This is a genomic window from Burkholderia sp. AU44665 (genome assembly GCF_030504405.1).
In the GTDB taxonomy this organism is placed as follows: Bacteria; Pseudomonadota; Gammaproteobacteria; order Burkholderiales; family Burkholderiaceae; genus Burkholderia; species Burkholderia semiarida.
This window is the reverse complement of sequence record NZ_JAUJRI010000002.1, coordinates 613362-628700: the sequence shown is the minus strand read 5'-3', so window position 1 is coordinate 628700 and position 15339 is coordinate 613362. Positions and strand designations below refer to the sequence as shown.

The following is a 15339-nucleotide window of genomic DNA, read 5'->3' as shown; positions in this document are numbered from 1 at the left end:
GCACGATTTCGATCCAATCCTGCGCGCGAGCCGTCGCGCCGCTTAAAGCCTAGCCCGAACCACACCATGCACGAGAGATACGTACCCGCCGACGTCGAAGCCGCCGCCCAGGGCGACTGGCGCGCAGCCGATGCCTACAAGACGAAGGAAGATTCGCAGAAGCCGAAGTTCTACTGCGTGTCGATGCTGCCGTACCCGTCCGGCAAGCTGCACATGGGTCACGTGCGCAACTACACGATCAACGACGTGATGTACCGCTATCTGCGGATGAACGGCTACAACACGCTGATGCCGATGGGCTGGGACGCGTTCGGGATGCCGGCCGAGAACGCCGCGATGGCGAACGGCGTGCCGCCCGCGAAGTGGACCTACGACAACATCGACTACATGAAGGGCCAGATGCAGTCGATGGGCCTCGCGATCGACTGGTCGCGCGAGATCGCGACGTGCAAGCCCGACTACTACAAGTGGAACCAGTGGCTGTTCCTGAAGATGCTCGAGAAGGGCATCGCGTACAAGAAGACGGGCACCGTGAACTGGGATCCGGTCGACCAGACCGTGCTCGCGAACGAGCAGGTGATCGACGGCCGCGGCTGGCGCTCCGGCGCGCTCGTCGAGAAGCGCGAGATCCCGATGTACTACCTGCGCATCACGCAGTACGCGGATGAGCTGCTGAACGATCTGGAGGGTCTCGGCTGGCCCGAGCGCGTGAAGATCATGCAGCAGAACTGGATCGGCAAGAGCTTCGGCGTGAACTTCGGCTTCCCGTACGAACTCGACGGCGAGCAGAAGCTGCTGCGCGTGTTCACGACGCGCGCCGACACGATCATGGGCGTCACGTTCTGCGCGATCGCGGCCGAGCACCCGCTCGCCACGCGTCTCGCGCAGGACAAGCCGGAGCTGCTCGCGTTCATCGACGAATGCAAGCGCGGCGGCGTCGCCGAGGCCGACGTCGCGACGATGGAGAAGAAGGGCGTCGCGACCGGCTTCTCGGTCAAGCACCCGCTGACCGGCGAGCCGGTCGAGGTGTGGATCGGCAACTATGTGCTGATGAGCTATGGCGAAGGCGCGGTGATGGGCGTGCCGGGCCACGACGAGCGCGATTTCGCGTTCGCGAAGAAATACGATCTGCCGATCAAGCAGGTGATCGCGAGCGAAGGGCAGACGTACTCGCTGGATGCCTGGCAGGAGTGGTACGGCGACAAGGAAACCGCGGTCTGCGTGAACAGCGGCAAGTACGACGGCCTGCGCTACACGGAAGCGGTGGACGCGGTCGCGGCCGACCTGAAGGCCGGCGGCTTCGGCGACAAGCAGGTCACGTGGCGCCTGCGCGACTGGGGCGTGTCGCGCCAGCGCTACTGGGGCACGCCGATCCCGATCATCCACTGCCCGTCGTGCGGCGACGTGCCGGTGCCGGAGGCCGACCTGCCGGTCGTGCTGCCGGAAGACCTCGTGCCGGACGGCACGGGCAACCCGCTCGCGAAGTCCGAAGCGTTCCTGAACTGCACGTGTCCCAAGTGCGGCGCGGCGGCGAAGCGCGAAACCGACACGATGGACACCTTCGTCGATTCGTCGTGGTACTTCTCGCGCTACACGGCGCCGGACGCCGAGACCATGGTCGACGCGCGCACCGATTACTGGATGCCGATGGATCAATACATCGGCGGCATCGAGCACGCGATCCTGCACCTGCTGTATTCGCGCTTCTGGACCAAGGTGATGCGCGACCTCGGCCTCGTGAAGTTCGGCGAGCCGGCGAAGAACCTGCTCACGCAGGGGATGGTGCTGAACGAGACGTACTACCGCGAGGACGCAGCGGGCAAGAAGACCTGGTACAACCCGCTCGACGTGACGGTCACGCACGACGACAAGGGCCGCCCGGTCGGCGCGACGCTGAATGCGGACGGCCAGCCGGTCGTGCTCGGCGGCATCGAGAAGATGTCGAAGTCGAAGAACAACGGCGTCGATCCGCAACTGCTGATCGACCAGTACGGCGCCGATACCGCGCGCCTGTTCACGATGTTCGCGGCGCCGCCGGAGCAGCAGCTCGAATGGTCGGGCGCGGGCGTCGAGGGCGCGAGCCGCTTCCTGCGCCGCGTGTGGAGCTTCGGCTCCGGCAACCGCGAAGCGCTCGCGGCCCGCGCGGGCTTCGATGCCGCCGCGCTGGGCGACGCCGACAAGGCGCTGCGCCGCGAGATCTACAGCGTGCTGAAGCAGGCCGATTTCGACTACCAGCGCCTGCAGTACAACACGGTCGTGTCGGCCGCGATGAAGATGCTGAACGCGATCGACGGCGCGAAGGGCGCGACGCCCGCCGTGCTGCGCGAAACCTACGGCGTGCTGCTGCGCGTGCTGTACCCGGTCGTGCCGCACATCACGTTCGAGCTGTGGAAGGCGCTCGGCTACGCGGACGAATTCGGCCCGCTGCTCGATGCGCCGTGGCCGAAGGTCGACGAGGCCGCGCTCGAGCAGGCCGAGATCGAACTCGTGCTGCAGGTGAACGGCAAGGTGCGCGGCGCGCTGAAGGTCGCGAAGGACGCGAGCCGCGACGCGATCGAAGCGGCGGCGGTGGCCGACGAGGCATTCGCGAAATTCAGCGACGGCAAGCCGGCGAAGAAGATCGTCGTCGTGCCGGGCCGCCTCGTGAACATCGTCGTCTGACGGCCGCGGGCCGTCGGGTGCACACAGAAGGAGCGAAGGTGATCCGCAGATCGTTTTTGATGCTCGTCGGCAGCGCGGTCGCGCTGTCGGCATGCGGCTTCCAGTTGCGCGGCCAGCAGGACTACGCGTTCAAGCACCTGTTCGTGGCCGGTGCGCCGGCGCCCGTCGAGGCGCGGCTCACGCGCCTCGTCCAGGCCGGCAGCGACACGAAGATCGTCAAGTCGGCGGACGATGCCGACGCCGTGCTGCGCATGTGGGAGTCGCGTGGCCAGAACACGCTGACGCTCAACAAGTACGGCTCCGCGCAGGAATACGCGCTGTTCTACACGCTGAACTACACGCTGACGAGCAAGGACGGCACCGTGCTGATCCCGCCGAGCGCGATCGCGCTGAATCGCGCGATGACCTACAGCGACCAGTACACGAACGCGAAGGCGCAGGAAGCCGACATCCTGTACGGCGACATGCAGAACGACGCGGTCGATCAACTGATGCGGCGTCTCGCGATCGTCCATTCGCTGACGCCGGCACCGGAGGACGTGGTGCCGGGCGTGGCGCCGCGCGCGCCGCTGCCGCCGCCACCGCTCTGATCGCGGGCGCACGCAGCGATGCAATTGCGACTTGATGCGCTGGAGCCGCACCTCGCGAAGGGGCTGGCCGGGCTCTACACCGTCTACGGCGATGAGCCGCTGCTCGCGCAGGAAGCGTGCGACCGCATTCGTGCGGCCGCGCGCGCGGCCGGTTTTACCGAGCGTTCGGTGCATACGGTCGAACGCGGCTTCGACTGGAGCGTGCTGCTCGGCGCGACCCAGGCGATGTCGCTGTTCGGCGAGCGCCAGCTGATCGAGCTGCGCATTCCGTCGGGCAAGCCCGGCAAGGAAGGCGCCGACGCGCTGAAGACGCTCGCGGCCACGCCGAACCCCGACGCGCTGATGCTCGTCACGTTGCCGCGTCTCGACGCGGCCACGCAGAAATCCGCATGGTTTACCGCGCTGCAGAACGGCGGCGTCGCGCTGAAGATCGATCCGGTCGATCGCGCGCAACTGCCGAACTGGATCGGGCAGCGCCTGTCGATGCAGGGCCAGCGCGTCGCATCCGGCGACGACGGGCGCCGCGCGCTGCAGTTCATCGCGGAGCGCGTCGAGGGCAACCTGCTCGCCGCGCACCAGGAAATCCAGAAGCTCGGGCTGCTGTATCCGCAGGGTGCGCTGTCGTTCGAGCAGGTGCACGACGCGGTGCTGAACGTCGCGCGCTACGACGTGTTCAAGCTGAACGAGGCGATGCTCGCCGGCGATGCCGCGCGGCTCGCGCGGATGATCGACGGCCTGAAGGGCGAGGGCGAGGCGATCGTGCTCGTGATGTGGGCCGTCGTCGAGGAATTGCGCACGCTGCTGCGGATCAAGCGCGGCACGACGGCCGGCAAGCCGCTCGCGACGCTGCTGCGCGAGAACCGCGTGTGGGGGCCGCGCGAGCGGTTGATCGCGCCCGCGCTGAACCGCGTGTCGGAAGCGGTGCTCGAAAAGGCGCTCGCGTTCGCCGCGAAGCTCGACCGGCAGGTCAAGGGGCTGACGGCCGTCGCGCCGGGCCGCCGTACGCAGGACGAACCGCCGCCCGACCCATGGGACGGGCTGTTCCAGCTTGCGATGACGGTCGCGGGCGAGCGCGGCGAGCGACCGCCGACCGCGGGTCGCGTGCGACGCTAAGTCCCGTTCGGGCCTTCAGCGCGCGCTGCGCAACCCGCTTACAATGTTTCGATGACCGGGCGCCGCTGCGCGGCGCCGTCTGGCGGCCGCCACCGCGCACGGATGGCCGCCCACGCTTCCCCACGAATTCATGCCGCTCCGCGCGGCTCGCTTCTCGAGTCACACGATGGATATCGATCAGTACATGACCGACCTGGGCCGTCGCGCCCGGCACGCTTCCCGCGCGATGGCGCGCGCCAGCACGGCCGCGAAGAACGCGGCGCTCGACGCCGTGGCCCGCGCGATCGAACGCGACGCGCAGGCGCTGAAGGACGCGAATGCGCGCGACGTCGCCCGCGCCCGCGAAAAGGGGCTCGATGCGGCGTTCGTCGACCGCCTGACGCTGTCGGACAAGGCGCTGAACACGATGGTCGAAGGGCTGCGCCAGGTCGCGTCGCTGGCCGATCCGATCGGCGAGATCGGCAACCTCAAGTTCCGGCCGAGCGGGATCCAGGTCGGCCAGATGCGCGTGCCGCTCGGCGTGATCGGCATCATCTACGAGTCGCGCCCGAACGTGACGATCGACGCGGCCGCGCTGTGCCTGAAGTCCGGCAACGCGACGATCCTGCGCGGCGGTTCCGAAGCGCTCGAATCGAATGCGGCGCTCGCGAAGCTCATCGGCGAAGGGCTCGAGGCGGCAGGCCTCCCGCAGGATGCGGTGCAGGTCGTCGCGACGGCCGATCGCGCGGCGGTCGGCAAGCTGATCACGATGACCGAATACGTCGACGTGATCGTGCCGCGCGGCGGCAAGAGTCTGATCGAACGGCTGATCAACGAGGCGCGCGTGCCCATGATCAAGCATCTCGACGGCATCTGCCACGTGTACGTCGACGACCGCGCCGATCTGGCGAAGGCGCTGACCGTCTGCGACAACGCGAAGACGCACCGCTACGGCACCTGCAACACGATGGAGACGCTGCTCGTCGCGAGCGATATCGCCGCGAAGCTGCTGCCGCCGCTCGGCAAGCTGTATCGCGACAAGCAGGTCGAACTGCGCGTCGATGCAGCCGCGCGCGCGGTGCTCGCCGATGCGGGCGTCGGCCCGCTCGTCGACGCGACGGAAGAAGACTGGCACACCGAATATCTCGCGCCGGTGCTTGCGATCAAGGTTGTCGACGGCCTCGACGCCGCGATCGAGCACATCAACCATTACGGCTCGCATCACACCGATGCGATCGTCACCGAGGATCATGACCGCGCGATGCGCTTCCTGCGCGAAGTCGATTCGGCGAGCGTGATGGTCAACGCGTCGACGCGCTTCGCGGACGGTTTCGAATTCGGCCTCGGCGCGGAAATCGGCATCTCGAACGACAAGCTGCACGCACGCGGCCCGGTCGGCCTGGAAGGGCTCACGTCGCTGAAGTACGTCGTGCTCGGGCACGGCGAAGGCCGTCAGTAAGTCAACCGCGAGGCGCACAACCGATGGCAATGCTCTGGGTCAAGACGTTTCATATCGTTCTGATCGCCGCGTGGTTCGCGGGGCTGTTCTACCTGCCGCGCATCTACGTGAACCTGGCCATGGAGACCGATCCGGCCGCGGTGCGGCGCCTGCTGCTGATGGCGCGCAAGCTGTTCCGCTTCATGACGATGATCGCGGTGCCGGCACTGGCCTGCGGGTTGTGGCTCTGGCTCGTGATCGGCATCGGGCAGGGGCAGGGCTGGATCCATGCGAAGGTGACGGTCGTGCTGCTGCTGATCGTCTATCACGCGTATTGCGGGCACCTGCTGCGGGTGTTCGAGCGCGGCGAGAACCGCCGCACCGACAAGTGGTATCGCGTGTTCAACGAGCTGCCGGTGCTCGGCATGCTGGCGGCGGTCGCGCTGGTGGTGATCAAGCCGTTCTGAGTTCGCCGCAACGCGCGGCCGGCGATCGATGCGCAACGGCGCCCCTCGGGGCGCCGTTGTTCGTTTACGCGCGGCGTCCCGCTTCGGCTCAATCCTTCACCGGGTCGTCGATCCGGCGCCGCGTGATCGCTTCCTTCGCGCGGCCGACGCGCTCCATCAGCGCCGGCCCGCGCGACAGCGCGACGCCGACCGCGAGGATGTCGCCGATCGCGAGATGCGACATCCGCGACGTCATCGGCGAGAACACGTCCGTTTCCTCGGCGACGTTCGACGCGAGGCTGACCGTCGCGAGCTTCGCGAGCGGCGAATGGCTCTGCGTGATCGCGACGACTTTCGCGCCGCACGCGAGCGCGGAGCGCGCCGCGTCGACGATATCGCGCGTGCGGCCGGTGTTCGAGATCGCGACGACGACGTCGTGCGGCCCGAGCAGCGCCGACGACATCGAGAACGTGTGCGGATCCGAATACGCGACGCTCGGCACGCCGAGCCGGAAGAACTTGTGCTGGATGTCCTGCGCGGCGATGCCCGAGCCGCCGGCGCCGTAGAACTCGATGCGCGACGCGTTCGACAGCAGCGCGATCGCGTCGGCGACGCTGCCCGCGGACAGGCTGTTGCGCACCTCGATCAGCGCGCCGATCGTGCGGTCGAACACCTTGCCGATGATGCCGGGCGCCGGCTCGTCGGGCTCGACGTCGCGATACACCGACGACACGCCGGGCGCGACGCTCTGCGCGAGCCGGATCTTGAATTCGCGAAAGCCGCTGCAGCCGAGCGCCTGGCAGAAGCGCGCGATCGTCGGCTGGCTGACGCCCGCGCGGGCCGACAGCTCGGTCATCGCGAGGTCGAGCACCTCGCGCGGCGCGGCGAGAATGTAGTCGGCGAGCTTGCGCTCGGACGGGCGCAACTCGGCGCGGATCGCTTCAATGCGGGGCAGCATGGGACGGCACGTGGAAATCGGGTTCGGATGAGCGAGTGTATCGCAATCGAATTGTAGAAAATCTACATGAAAATACTAGCGGAATTGCGAGCGTTGCCATGCGGGTCTGGCGAGCCGAATTAGGGTTTTTACTGATTAAAGCCTTACTGGTGGCGGGAATGAGGGTTGCACACGCGTCGATCCACATTGCGTGCATGTAGTTTTTCTACTAGACTTGCGTCGTTCGGTCGACGAAGCGCGACCGTCCCCACGATTCCAACCGCCGGTGTCGGCCGGCATACAGGAGCGCCCAGCATGACGTCGCTGCACCCCACCCTGGCGAAGGTCACCGAACGCGTGATCGCCCGCAGCCAATCGACCCGTTCCGCCTATCTGCAGCGCATTGACGGCGCGCAAGGCAAGTTCCCGGCCCGCGGCGCGCTGTCGTGCGCGAACCTCGCGCACGGCTTCGCAGGCCTCGAGGGCAGCGACAAGTTCCAGATCAAGGCGATTCGCGAACCGAACATCGGTATCGTGTCCTCGTACAACGAGATGTTGTCCGCGCACGCGCCGTACAAGAATTTCCCCGACATCATCAAGGCGGCCGCGCGCGAGAACGGCGGCGTCGCGCAGTTCGCCGGCGGCGTGCCGGCGATGTGCGACGGCGTCACGCAGGGCAACCCGGGCATGGAGCTGTCGCTGTTCTCGCGCGAGGCGATCGCGATGGGCACGGCGATCGCGCTCACGCACAACATGTTCGATGCGGCGCTCTGCCTCGGCATCTGCGACAAGATCGTGCCGGGCCTCTTGATCGGCGCGCTGCAGTTCGGCCACCTGCCGACCATCTTCGTGCCGGCCGGCCCGATGACGAGCGGGCTGTCCAACGACGACAAGGCGAAGATCCGCCAGCAGTTCGCGACCGGCCAGGTCGGCCGCGACGCGCTGCTCGAAGCCGAATCGGCCGCCTATCACGGCCACGGCACCTGCACGTTCTACGGCACCGCGAACAGCAACCAGATGCTGATGGAGCTGATGGGCCTGCACCTGCCGGGCTCGGCGTTCATCCATCCGCACACGCCGCTGCGCGACGCGCTGACGGCCGAGGCCGCGCGCCGCGTGCTCGACCTGACCGTCGAGCGCGGCCAGTACACGCCGATCGGCCATGTGATCGACGAGAAGGCGATCGTCAACGGGATCGTCGCGCTGCTCGCGACGGGCGGCTCGACCAACCACACGCTGCACCTGGTCGCGATCGCGCGCGCGGCCGGCATCCTGATCGACTGGAACGATTTCGACGAACTGTCGGCCGTCGTGCCGCTGCTCGCGAAGATCTACCCGAACGGCAAGGCCGACGTGAACCATTTCCACGCGGCGGGCGGTGTCGCGTTCCTGGTGCGCAACCTGCTCGAAGGCGGGCTGCTGCACGAGGACGTGACGACGGTCGCGGGCAAGGGCCTGTCGCACTACACGAAGGAGCCGAAGCTGATCGACGGCAAGCTGACGTGGGTCGACGGCACGGCCGAGAGCCACGATACGAAGGTGCTGCGCGGCATTCGCGACCCGTTCCAGCCGGACGGCGGCCTGCGCCTGATGCAGGGCCGGCTCGGCCGCGGCGTGATCAAGATTTCGGCGGTCGCGCCGGAGCACCGCAAGGTGACGGCGCCCGCGATCGTGTTCGACTCGCAGGAAGCCGTGCAGGAAGCGTTCGATCGCGGCGAGCTGAAGCGCGATTTCGTCGCGGTGGTGCGCTTTCAGGGCGCGCGCGCGAACGGCATGCCCGAGCTGCACCGTTTGACGCCGCTGCTCGGCGTGCTGCAGGATCAGGGCTTTCACGTCGCGCTGGTGACCGACGGCCGCATGTCGGGCGCGTCGGGCAAGGTGCCGGCCGTGATCCACGTGTCGCCGGAAGCGCTGCTGGCCGGCCCGATCGGCAAGGTGAAGACGGGCGACATGCTCGTGATCGACGCGGAAGCCGGCGTGCTCGACATCGAGGTCGACGACGCCGAATGGCTCGCGCGCCCGGTCGCGCAGCCGCAGCACCAGGCCGAGAACGAAGTCGGCTTCGGGCGCGAACTGTTCGGCGTGTTCCGCGCGGCCGCGGCGCCGGCCGAGCAGGGCGCATCGGTTTTCGGGACGCTGGTCGGCGAAACGGCCGTCGGCGTCGCCGCATGAATTTCAAGGAGCCAATTCAATGAAGACGATTGCTGAAATCGTGAAGCTGGGCCCGGTCATTCCGGTGCTCGCATTCGACTCGGTCGAGCAGGGCGAAAACGTGTCGCGTGCATTGCACGCGGGTGGCGTGAAGGTGCTCGAGATCACGCTGCGCACGCCGGCCGGCCTGGAGGCGATCCAGCGCGCGAGTCAGCTCGCGGACGACATCGTCGTCGGCGTCGGCACGATCACGAAGCCCGAGCACTGCGCGCAGGCGAAGCGCGCGGGCGCCACGTTCGGCGTGTCGCCAGGCCTGACGAAGGACCTGCACCTCGCGTCGCTCGACGCGGGCCTGCCGCTGCTGCCGGGCGTGATGACGCCGAGCGACATCATCCAGGCGCTCGAATTCGGCTACGACATCGTGAAGTTCTTCCCCGCGCAGCAGGCGGGCGGCGTGCCGATGCTGCAGGCGTTCCACGGCCCGTTCCCGGCGCTGAAGTTCTGCCCGACGGGCGGCATCACGGTCGACACCGCGCCGAACTTCCTAAAACTGCCGAACGTCGTGTGCGTCGGCGGCTCGTGGCTCACGCCGAAGGCCGCGCTCGCCGCGCAGGACTGGGCCGAAGTCACGCGCCTCGCGCAAGCGGCGAGCCAGTTGCCGCGCTAATACTTGTATCAAACGACGATTCAGCCCTCGGAAAACAAGCGTTAGTGCTTGTTTTACCGAGGGTTTTTGCTGATGGAACCGGTTCTATCCGCGGATCGCAAAGATAAGTAAAATTCAGCGTCCTGACGGGGGGGTACCCCCGTGTTTCGGAGACCTGCATAGCCGGGCATACTCGCAACGCGCCCGGTTCGAACAATTCTAGGAGGAGTGCCACATGGCGGCCGTCCAAGGCAGCATGCTGCTCGTATTCACGCTGATCGCGATTGCCGCGCTGATCCTGATGATCGCGCGCTACAAGATCTACCCGTTCCTGGTGCTGATCATCGTTTCGCTCGGCCTCGGCCTCGTCGTCGGCATGCCGATGGACAAGATCGTCAAGTCGTTCGAGACGGGCACCGGCGGCACGCTCGGCCACATCGCGATCGTCGTCGGCCTCGGCACGATGCTCGGCAAGATGATGGCCGAATCGGGCGGCGCCGAACGGATCGCGACCACGCTGATCGACTGGTTCGGTGAAAAGAACATCCACTGGGCGATGATGTTCGTCGCGATCATCGTCGGCCTGCCGGTGTTCTTCGAAGTCGGCTTCGTGCTGCTGATCCCGATCGCGTTCAACGTCGCGAAGCGCACCGGCAAGTCGCTGCTCGTCGTCGGCCTCCCGATGGTGGCCGGCCTGTCGGTCGTGCACGGGCTGATCCCGCCGCACCCGGCCGCGCTGCTGGCCGTCCAGCAATACGGCGCCGATATCGGCAAGACGATCGCGTTCGGCCTGATCGTCGGCGTGCCGACCGCGATCATCGCCGGTCCGCTGTTCGCGCTGGTGATCTCGAAGTTCGTGAAGCTGCCGGAAAACAACCCGCTCGCCGCGCAATTCGTCGATTCGCGCGCGGATGGCGGCAAGCGCGAACTGCCGAGCTTCGGCATCACGCTGTTCACGATCCTGCTGCCCGTCGTGCTGATGCTCGTCGGCAGCTGGGCCGACCTGGTGTTCACGCCGAAGTCGCTGCCGAACAACCTGCTGCGCTTTGCGGGCAACTCGGACGTCGCGCTGCTGATCGCCGTGCTCGTGAGCTTCTGGACCTTCGGCGCGAAGCAGGGCTTCAACCGCGACCAGATCCAGAAATTCTGCGGCGAGTGCCTGGCGCCGATCGCCGGCATCACGCTGATCGTCGGCGCGGGCGGCGGCTTCGGCGGCGTCCTGCGCGACAGCGGGATCTCGCAGCAGATCGTCGAGACCGCGAAGCACGCGCACCTGTCCCCGCTGCTGCTCGGCTGGTTCGTCGCGGCGCTGATGCGTCTGGCCACGGGCTCGGCGACGGTCGCGATGACGACGGCCTGCGGCATCGTCGCACCGATCGCGGCGGCGTCGGGCGCGGCGGTTCGTCCGGAACTGCTCGTGCTCGCGACGGGCTCGGGCTCGCTGATCTTCTCGCACGTGAACGACGGCGGCTTCTGGCTGATCAAGGAATATTTCGGGATGACGGTCGGGCAGACGTTCAAGACCTGGTCGCTGCTTGAAACCATCATCTCGGTGCTCGGTCTGAGCTTTACGCTGCTGCTGAGCCTGGTTCTGTAACAAGGGGTAGTCAATGATTCTGATCGCAATGGGCGTGTCGGGCGCGGGCAAGTCGCGAATCGGCGAAATGCTGGCGGAACGCCTGTCGTGCAGCTATACCGACGGCGACGCATTTCACAGCGCGGCGAACAAGGAAAAGATGCACCACGGCATTCCGCTGACCGATGAAGACCGCTGGCCGTGGCTGCGCACGATTCGCGCGGCCATCGAGGAAAAGCAGCGCGCCGGCGAGACGGCCGTGTTCACGTGCTCGTCGCTGAAACGGTCGTACCGCGACGTGCTGCGCGGCACCGACACCGACGTGCGGTTCGTGTATCTGAAGGGTTCGTTCGAGGTGTTGCAAGAGCGCCTGAAGAGCCGCACCGGCCATTTCTTCGATCCGTCGCTGCTGAAGAGCCAGCTCGATACGCTCGAGGAGCCGGGCCCGGATGAAGCGATCGAGGTCAGCATCGAGCTGACGCCCGAACAGATCGTCGATCAGGTCATGCTGAAGATCGGCCTCGCGCATCAGCACTGAGCGCGGTTCGCGGCCATCGTCATGGAAAAGGCGCCTTCATTCGGGCGCCTTTTTCGTTGGCGGCGCGTATGCCGATGTCAGGCCGCGCGCGCGCGTTGCGCGATGCCGTCGAGCAGCACGTCGAGCATCGTGTCGTGCACGACGGCCGGATCGAGCTGCGCATAGAGCGGGGCGGCCGACTTGACAAGCGGATGCGCGGTGTCGGACAGCGCGTGCATTTCCGCGAGCTCGACGTCGTTCGCGGCGCGCGTGAGGCCGCCCGCTTCGGCGGCGGCGAGGCCGATCACGGCCGCGTACCAGCCGACGCATACCGACGGCAGCGCCGCGCGCGGGATGCCGGCGTCGGTCAGCGCGCGATGCACGGCCTCGATGTGCGCGAGATCGGCCGGCCCCGTGCTCATGTGCCGCTGCAGCAGCGCGAAGGCGGCCGGGTAGCGCAGCGCGAGCGCGCGGTACTGGCGCGCAAGGTCGCGCAGCCGTTCGCGCCACGGCTGCGACGGATCGACCGGCACGAGCGAGCGCGACAGCGCATTCGCGATCGCGCGGCTCAGGCCGTCCTTCGACTTGAAGTGATACAGCACGCTCATCGGGTCGCAGCCGACCGATTGCGCGAGCTTGCGCACGCTGAACGCGGCTTCGCCGACGTCTTCGAGCAGCGCGAGCGCGGCCGCGACGATCGCGTCCTTGTCGAGGCCGCGCGGCCCTTGGGTGGGTGTGTCTTTCATCGAGGCGGGCTGGCAGGCGCGGCATCGCGCCGACTGTAAACTTGACGAAAGCTTATTCTACACTGTAGAATTATTTCTGCGGTGTAGAAATTGGGTGTCCCGGCACCTTTCAATACGTGCTTTCGCACAGTCCGGGATTCAGGCAGACGCGAGCGTGTCTGCCGTCAACACGGGCCATCGCGCCCTTATCTCGTTGACACCCAAGTGGAACCGGCTGCCCCACCCGCGAAGCCCCGAAGCAACGGGGCGCTTCGACAGGCGGCCAAGACCATGCAAGTGCAATCATGACTTCCAATCACAAGCCCCTGATCCAGGGCGAATCGCGTTTCGAGCAAACGCAACTGAATATCGAGAAAGACAACTGGAACTGGTGCGATCCGGCCCGCTACGACGGCGAGCGCCCGGCGAACTGGTACGAGGCGTCGCTGTCGCGCCATGAAAACAGCGCGCCGCTCGCGCAAGACGCCGTCTGCGACGTGCTCGTGATCGGCGCGGGGCTGCTCGGCGCATCGGCCGCGCTGCATCTCGCGGAAGCGGGCGTCGACACGATCCTCGTCGACAAGCATCACGTCGGCTCGGCCGCGTCGGGCCGCAACGGCGGCCAATTGACGCCCGGCCTCGCGCGCTGGGAAGCGGCCGACATGATCGAGAACCTGTCGCACGACGATGCGAAGCGGTTGTGGCGTTTCGCGTCGGCCGAGTCGATGGACCTGATCGACGGGATCGGCGCGCGTTACGCGCTCGATCTCGACCGCAAGCGCGGCCACGTCACCGCGGCGGTTCACCCCGGCCACATGAGCGCGCTGCTCGACGGCGCGGATGCGCGCCGCCATCTGGGCGATGCGGGCGTGACGCTCGTCGGCCGCCATCAGCTGCACGACGAATACGTGCGCTCGGGGCTGTATCACGGCGCGGCGATCGACGCGATCGGCGGGCAGATCCATCCGCTCGCGCTCGTGCGCGGCCTCGTGCACGGCTTCCGGCTGAACGGCGGCGCGCTGTTCGAGGGCACCGAGGTGCTGGAGCTGGACGAGACGCCCGCGGGCGTCGTCGCGACGACGCCGGGCGGCACGATCACCGCGCGCCGCGGCGTCGTGCTCGCGCTGCACAACACGACGTTCCGCCTGCTCGACGACGGCGCGGCGACCACGGTGCCGTTCTTCACGTACGTGAGCGTGACGGCGCCGCTCGACGTCGACGTCGCGACGCTGATGCCGGCAGGCATGCCGGTGTACGACACGCAGTTCCAGATCGACTACTACCGGCCGGTGCGCGGCAATCGCCTGCTGTTCGGCGGGCAGGGCACCGGCAGCTGCTGGGCGCAGTCGGACGTGAACGCGTACTTGCTGACGCGGCTGAACACGGTGTTTCCGCAGCACGACGGCGGCTTCGCGCTCGACTACTGCTGGAGCGGCGTCAGCGACTTCACGCTGAACGGCGCGACCGACAGCCGCAAGACCGACGGCCGCGTGCCGATGTACATGGTGCAAGGCTGGAGCGGGCACGGCGTCGCGCAGACGGTGCGGATCGGCAAGGCGATCTGCGACGATTTCGTCGGCCGCAACGACGATTTCTCGATGCTCACGGGCATCGACCATCGCGCGATTCCGCTCGGCCGGCAGCTGTCGCCGATCGCGATCCCGGCCGCGAAGGCGGCGATGAGCGTGATGACCGCGCTGAACCCGGGGCGGATGATTTCGTTCTGAGGTAGTTTGCGCTGTGAGCGACGTGTGGCAGGAGGCGCTATACCGCTCGGTATCTGCGGGTGCGATAGCTACGGGAATGGTGTAATGTGCGTTCGCTCCTTGATCTCGCACGATGTTTGCCGGTGGGCAAACGCGGCCAGCGGGGGGCGGGCGAGGTAAGGGCGCCAACTATTAGGCAATGTTGCTCCGTAGAGTATTTGGCTACCGCCGGCCGAGGTCGTGAGCGCACTACGTCCTTCAGTGTGGCGTCCGCTGTAGCGGTTCGGTGTTTCCGGTGGCCGATATCAGACAGTTCATGTCCTGGAGCGATGCGCCAAACGCCGAGAGCTCATAGCCATGTCTGGCGCCCCAAACGGCCAGTCTCCAAGTCTACGACGGCAAGGTAAAATCGCAGCGAATTTCAACATGCAAGATGCGCTCGGGGAAAAATGGAAAACTATGCGGACGCTGCCGGACGTCACTGGGGTGATGGTCTCCTGCTTGAACGGGAAAGTCGATTGGAGAACGCGGATCAGTTGTACGGTATCGCGGCAGAATGTGCGATCAAGGCAGCACTTATCACATCTGCCGGTAACTGTGCGTCGAATGGCCTTGCAAAAGCTTACAAGGCGCATATCGATGAGCTATGGGATAAGGTATCCGCGAACGCCATTCCGAGACATCTTGCTACGCTTCCGCCTCTTCTGAAGATGGATAACCCATACTCTGACTGGAAAATCGACCAACGCTATGCCGGTAACGGTACTGTTACTGCGGATGCCCTTGAGCGTCACAAAACGATGGCGAAGCGTTTGGTGTCGGCGGTCGGCGTAGTTGGCACAAGGACGAAGTGA

Annotated in this window: 13 protein-coding genes; 11 read left to right on the top strand and 2 right to left on the bottom strand. The window is 66.7% G+C overall.

Annotation, left to right across the window (positions count from 1 at the left end):
- The first annotated feature begins 66 nt into the window (after positions 1-66).
- The 5 genes from leuS to QZM15_RS08010 all read left to right on the top strand — a co-directional run bounded on the left by leuS (position 67) and on the right by QZM15_RS08010 (position 6248).
- Positions 67-2661: a leucine--tRNA ligase gene (gene leuS / locus QZM15_RS08030; RefSeq protein WP_302106153.1), complete on the top strand. Its 2595-nt coding sequence runs from the start codon at positions 67-69 to the stop codon at positions 2659-2661.
- A gap of 38 nt (positions 2662-2699) precedes the next feature.
- Positions 2700-3251, top strand: coding sequence for an LPS assembly lipoprotein LptE (gene lptE, locus QZM15_RS08025; protein ID WP_006483412.1), 552 nt, complete (start codon positions 2700-2702; stop codon positions 3249-3251).
- A gap of 18 nt (positions 3252-3269) precedes the next feature.
- Complete coding sequence (holA, locus tag QZM15_RS08020; protein WP_059581043.1) at positions 3270-4364, top strand: DNA polymerase III subunit delta; 1095 nt, start codon at positions 3270-3272, stop codon at positions 4362-4364.
- A 166-nt stretch (positions 4365-4530) separates the two neighbouring features.
- Positions 4531-5802 (top strand): glutamate-5-semialdehyde dehydrogenase, encoded by a 1272-nt coding sequence (locus QZM15_RS08015; protein ID WP_302106152.1) that lies wholly within the window; start codon positions 4531-4533, stop codon positions 5800-5802.
- 23 nt (positions 5803-5825) lie between these two features.
- Positions 5826-6248: a CopD family protein gene (locus tag QZM15_RS08010; protein ID WP_089464534.1), complete on the top strand. Its 423-nt coding sequence runs from the start codon at positions 5826-5828 to the stop codon at positions 6246-6248.
- A gap of 88 nt (positions 6249-6336) precedes the next feature.
- On the opposite strand, the gene QZM15_RS08005 is transcribed toward QZM15_RS08010, so the two are convergent.
- Positions 6337-7185, bottom strand: coding sequence for a MurR/RpiR family transcriptional regulator (locus QZM15_RS08005; protein WP_059581048.1), 849 nt, complete (start codon positions 7183-7185; stop codon positions 6337-6339).
- A 294-nt stretch (positions 7186-7479) separates the two neighbouring features.
- Between QZM15_RS08005 and edd the strand changes: the two genes are divergently transcribed.
- From edd to QZM15_RS07985, 4 genes are all read left to right on the top strand, one after another.
- Positions 7480-9336 (top strand): phosphogluconate dehydratase, encoded by a 1857-nt coding sequence (gene edd / locus QZM15_RS08000; RefSeq protein WP_302106151.1) that lies wholly within the window; start codon positions 7480-7482, stop codon positions 9334-9336.
- 19 nt (positions 9337-9355) lie between these two features.
- Complete coding sequence (eda, locus tag QZM15_RS07995; RefSeq protein WP_059581053.1) at positions 9356-9982, top strand: bifunctional 4-hydroxy-2-oxoglutarate aldolase/2-dehydro-3-deoxy-phosphogluconate aldolase; 627 nt, start codon at positions 9356-9358, stop codon at positions 9980-9982.
- 214 nt (positions 9983-10196) lie between these two features.
- A complete protein-coding gene (locus tag QZM15_RS07990; RefSeq protein ID WP_059581055.1) occupies positions 10197-11558 on the top strand; it encodes a GntP family permease in 1362 nt (453 codons plus the stop codon).
- A gap of 13 nt (positions 11559-11571) precedes the next feature.
- On the top strand, positions 11572-12075 hold the full coding sequence (locus QZM15_RS07985) for a gluconokinase (RefSeq protein WP_059581058.1): 504 nt from the start codon (positions 11572-11574) through the stop codon (positions 12073-12075).
- Positions 12076-12152: 77 nt separating this feature from the next.
- Here QZM15_RS07985 and QZM15_RS07980 read toward each other — a convergent pair whose 3' ends face one another.
- Positions 12153-12800, bottom strand: a complete 648-nt coding sequence (locus tag QZM15_RS07980; protein WP_059581060.1) for a TetR/AcrR family transcriptional regulator — start codon at positions 12798-12800, stop codon at positions 12153-12155.
- Between the two features lie 284 nt (positions 12801-13084).
- On the opposite strand from QZM15_RS07980, the gene QZM15_RS07975 reads away from it, so the two are divergent.
- Both QZM15_RS07975 and QZM15_RS07970 read left to right on the top strand, forming a co-directional pair.
- The gene (locus QZM15_RS07975; RefSeq protein WP_302106150.1) at positions 13085-14506 is read left to right on the top strand and encodes an FAD-binding oxidoreductase; all 1422 of its coding nucleotides are present in this window, start codon (positions 13085-13087) and stop codon (positions 14504-14506) included.
- A gap of 428 nt (positions 14507-14934) precedes the next feature.
- Entirely contained in the window at positions 14935-15339 is a 405-nt protein-coding gene (locus QZM15_RS07970; protein WP_302106149.1) for a hypothetical protein, read from the top strand.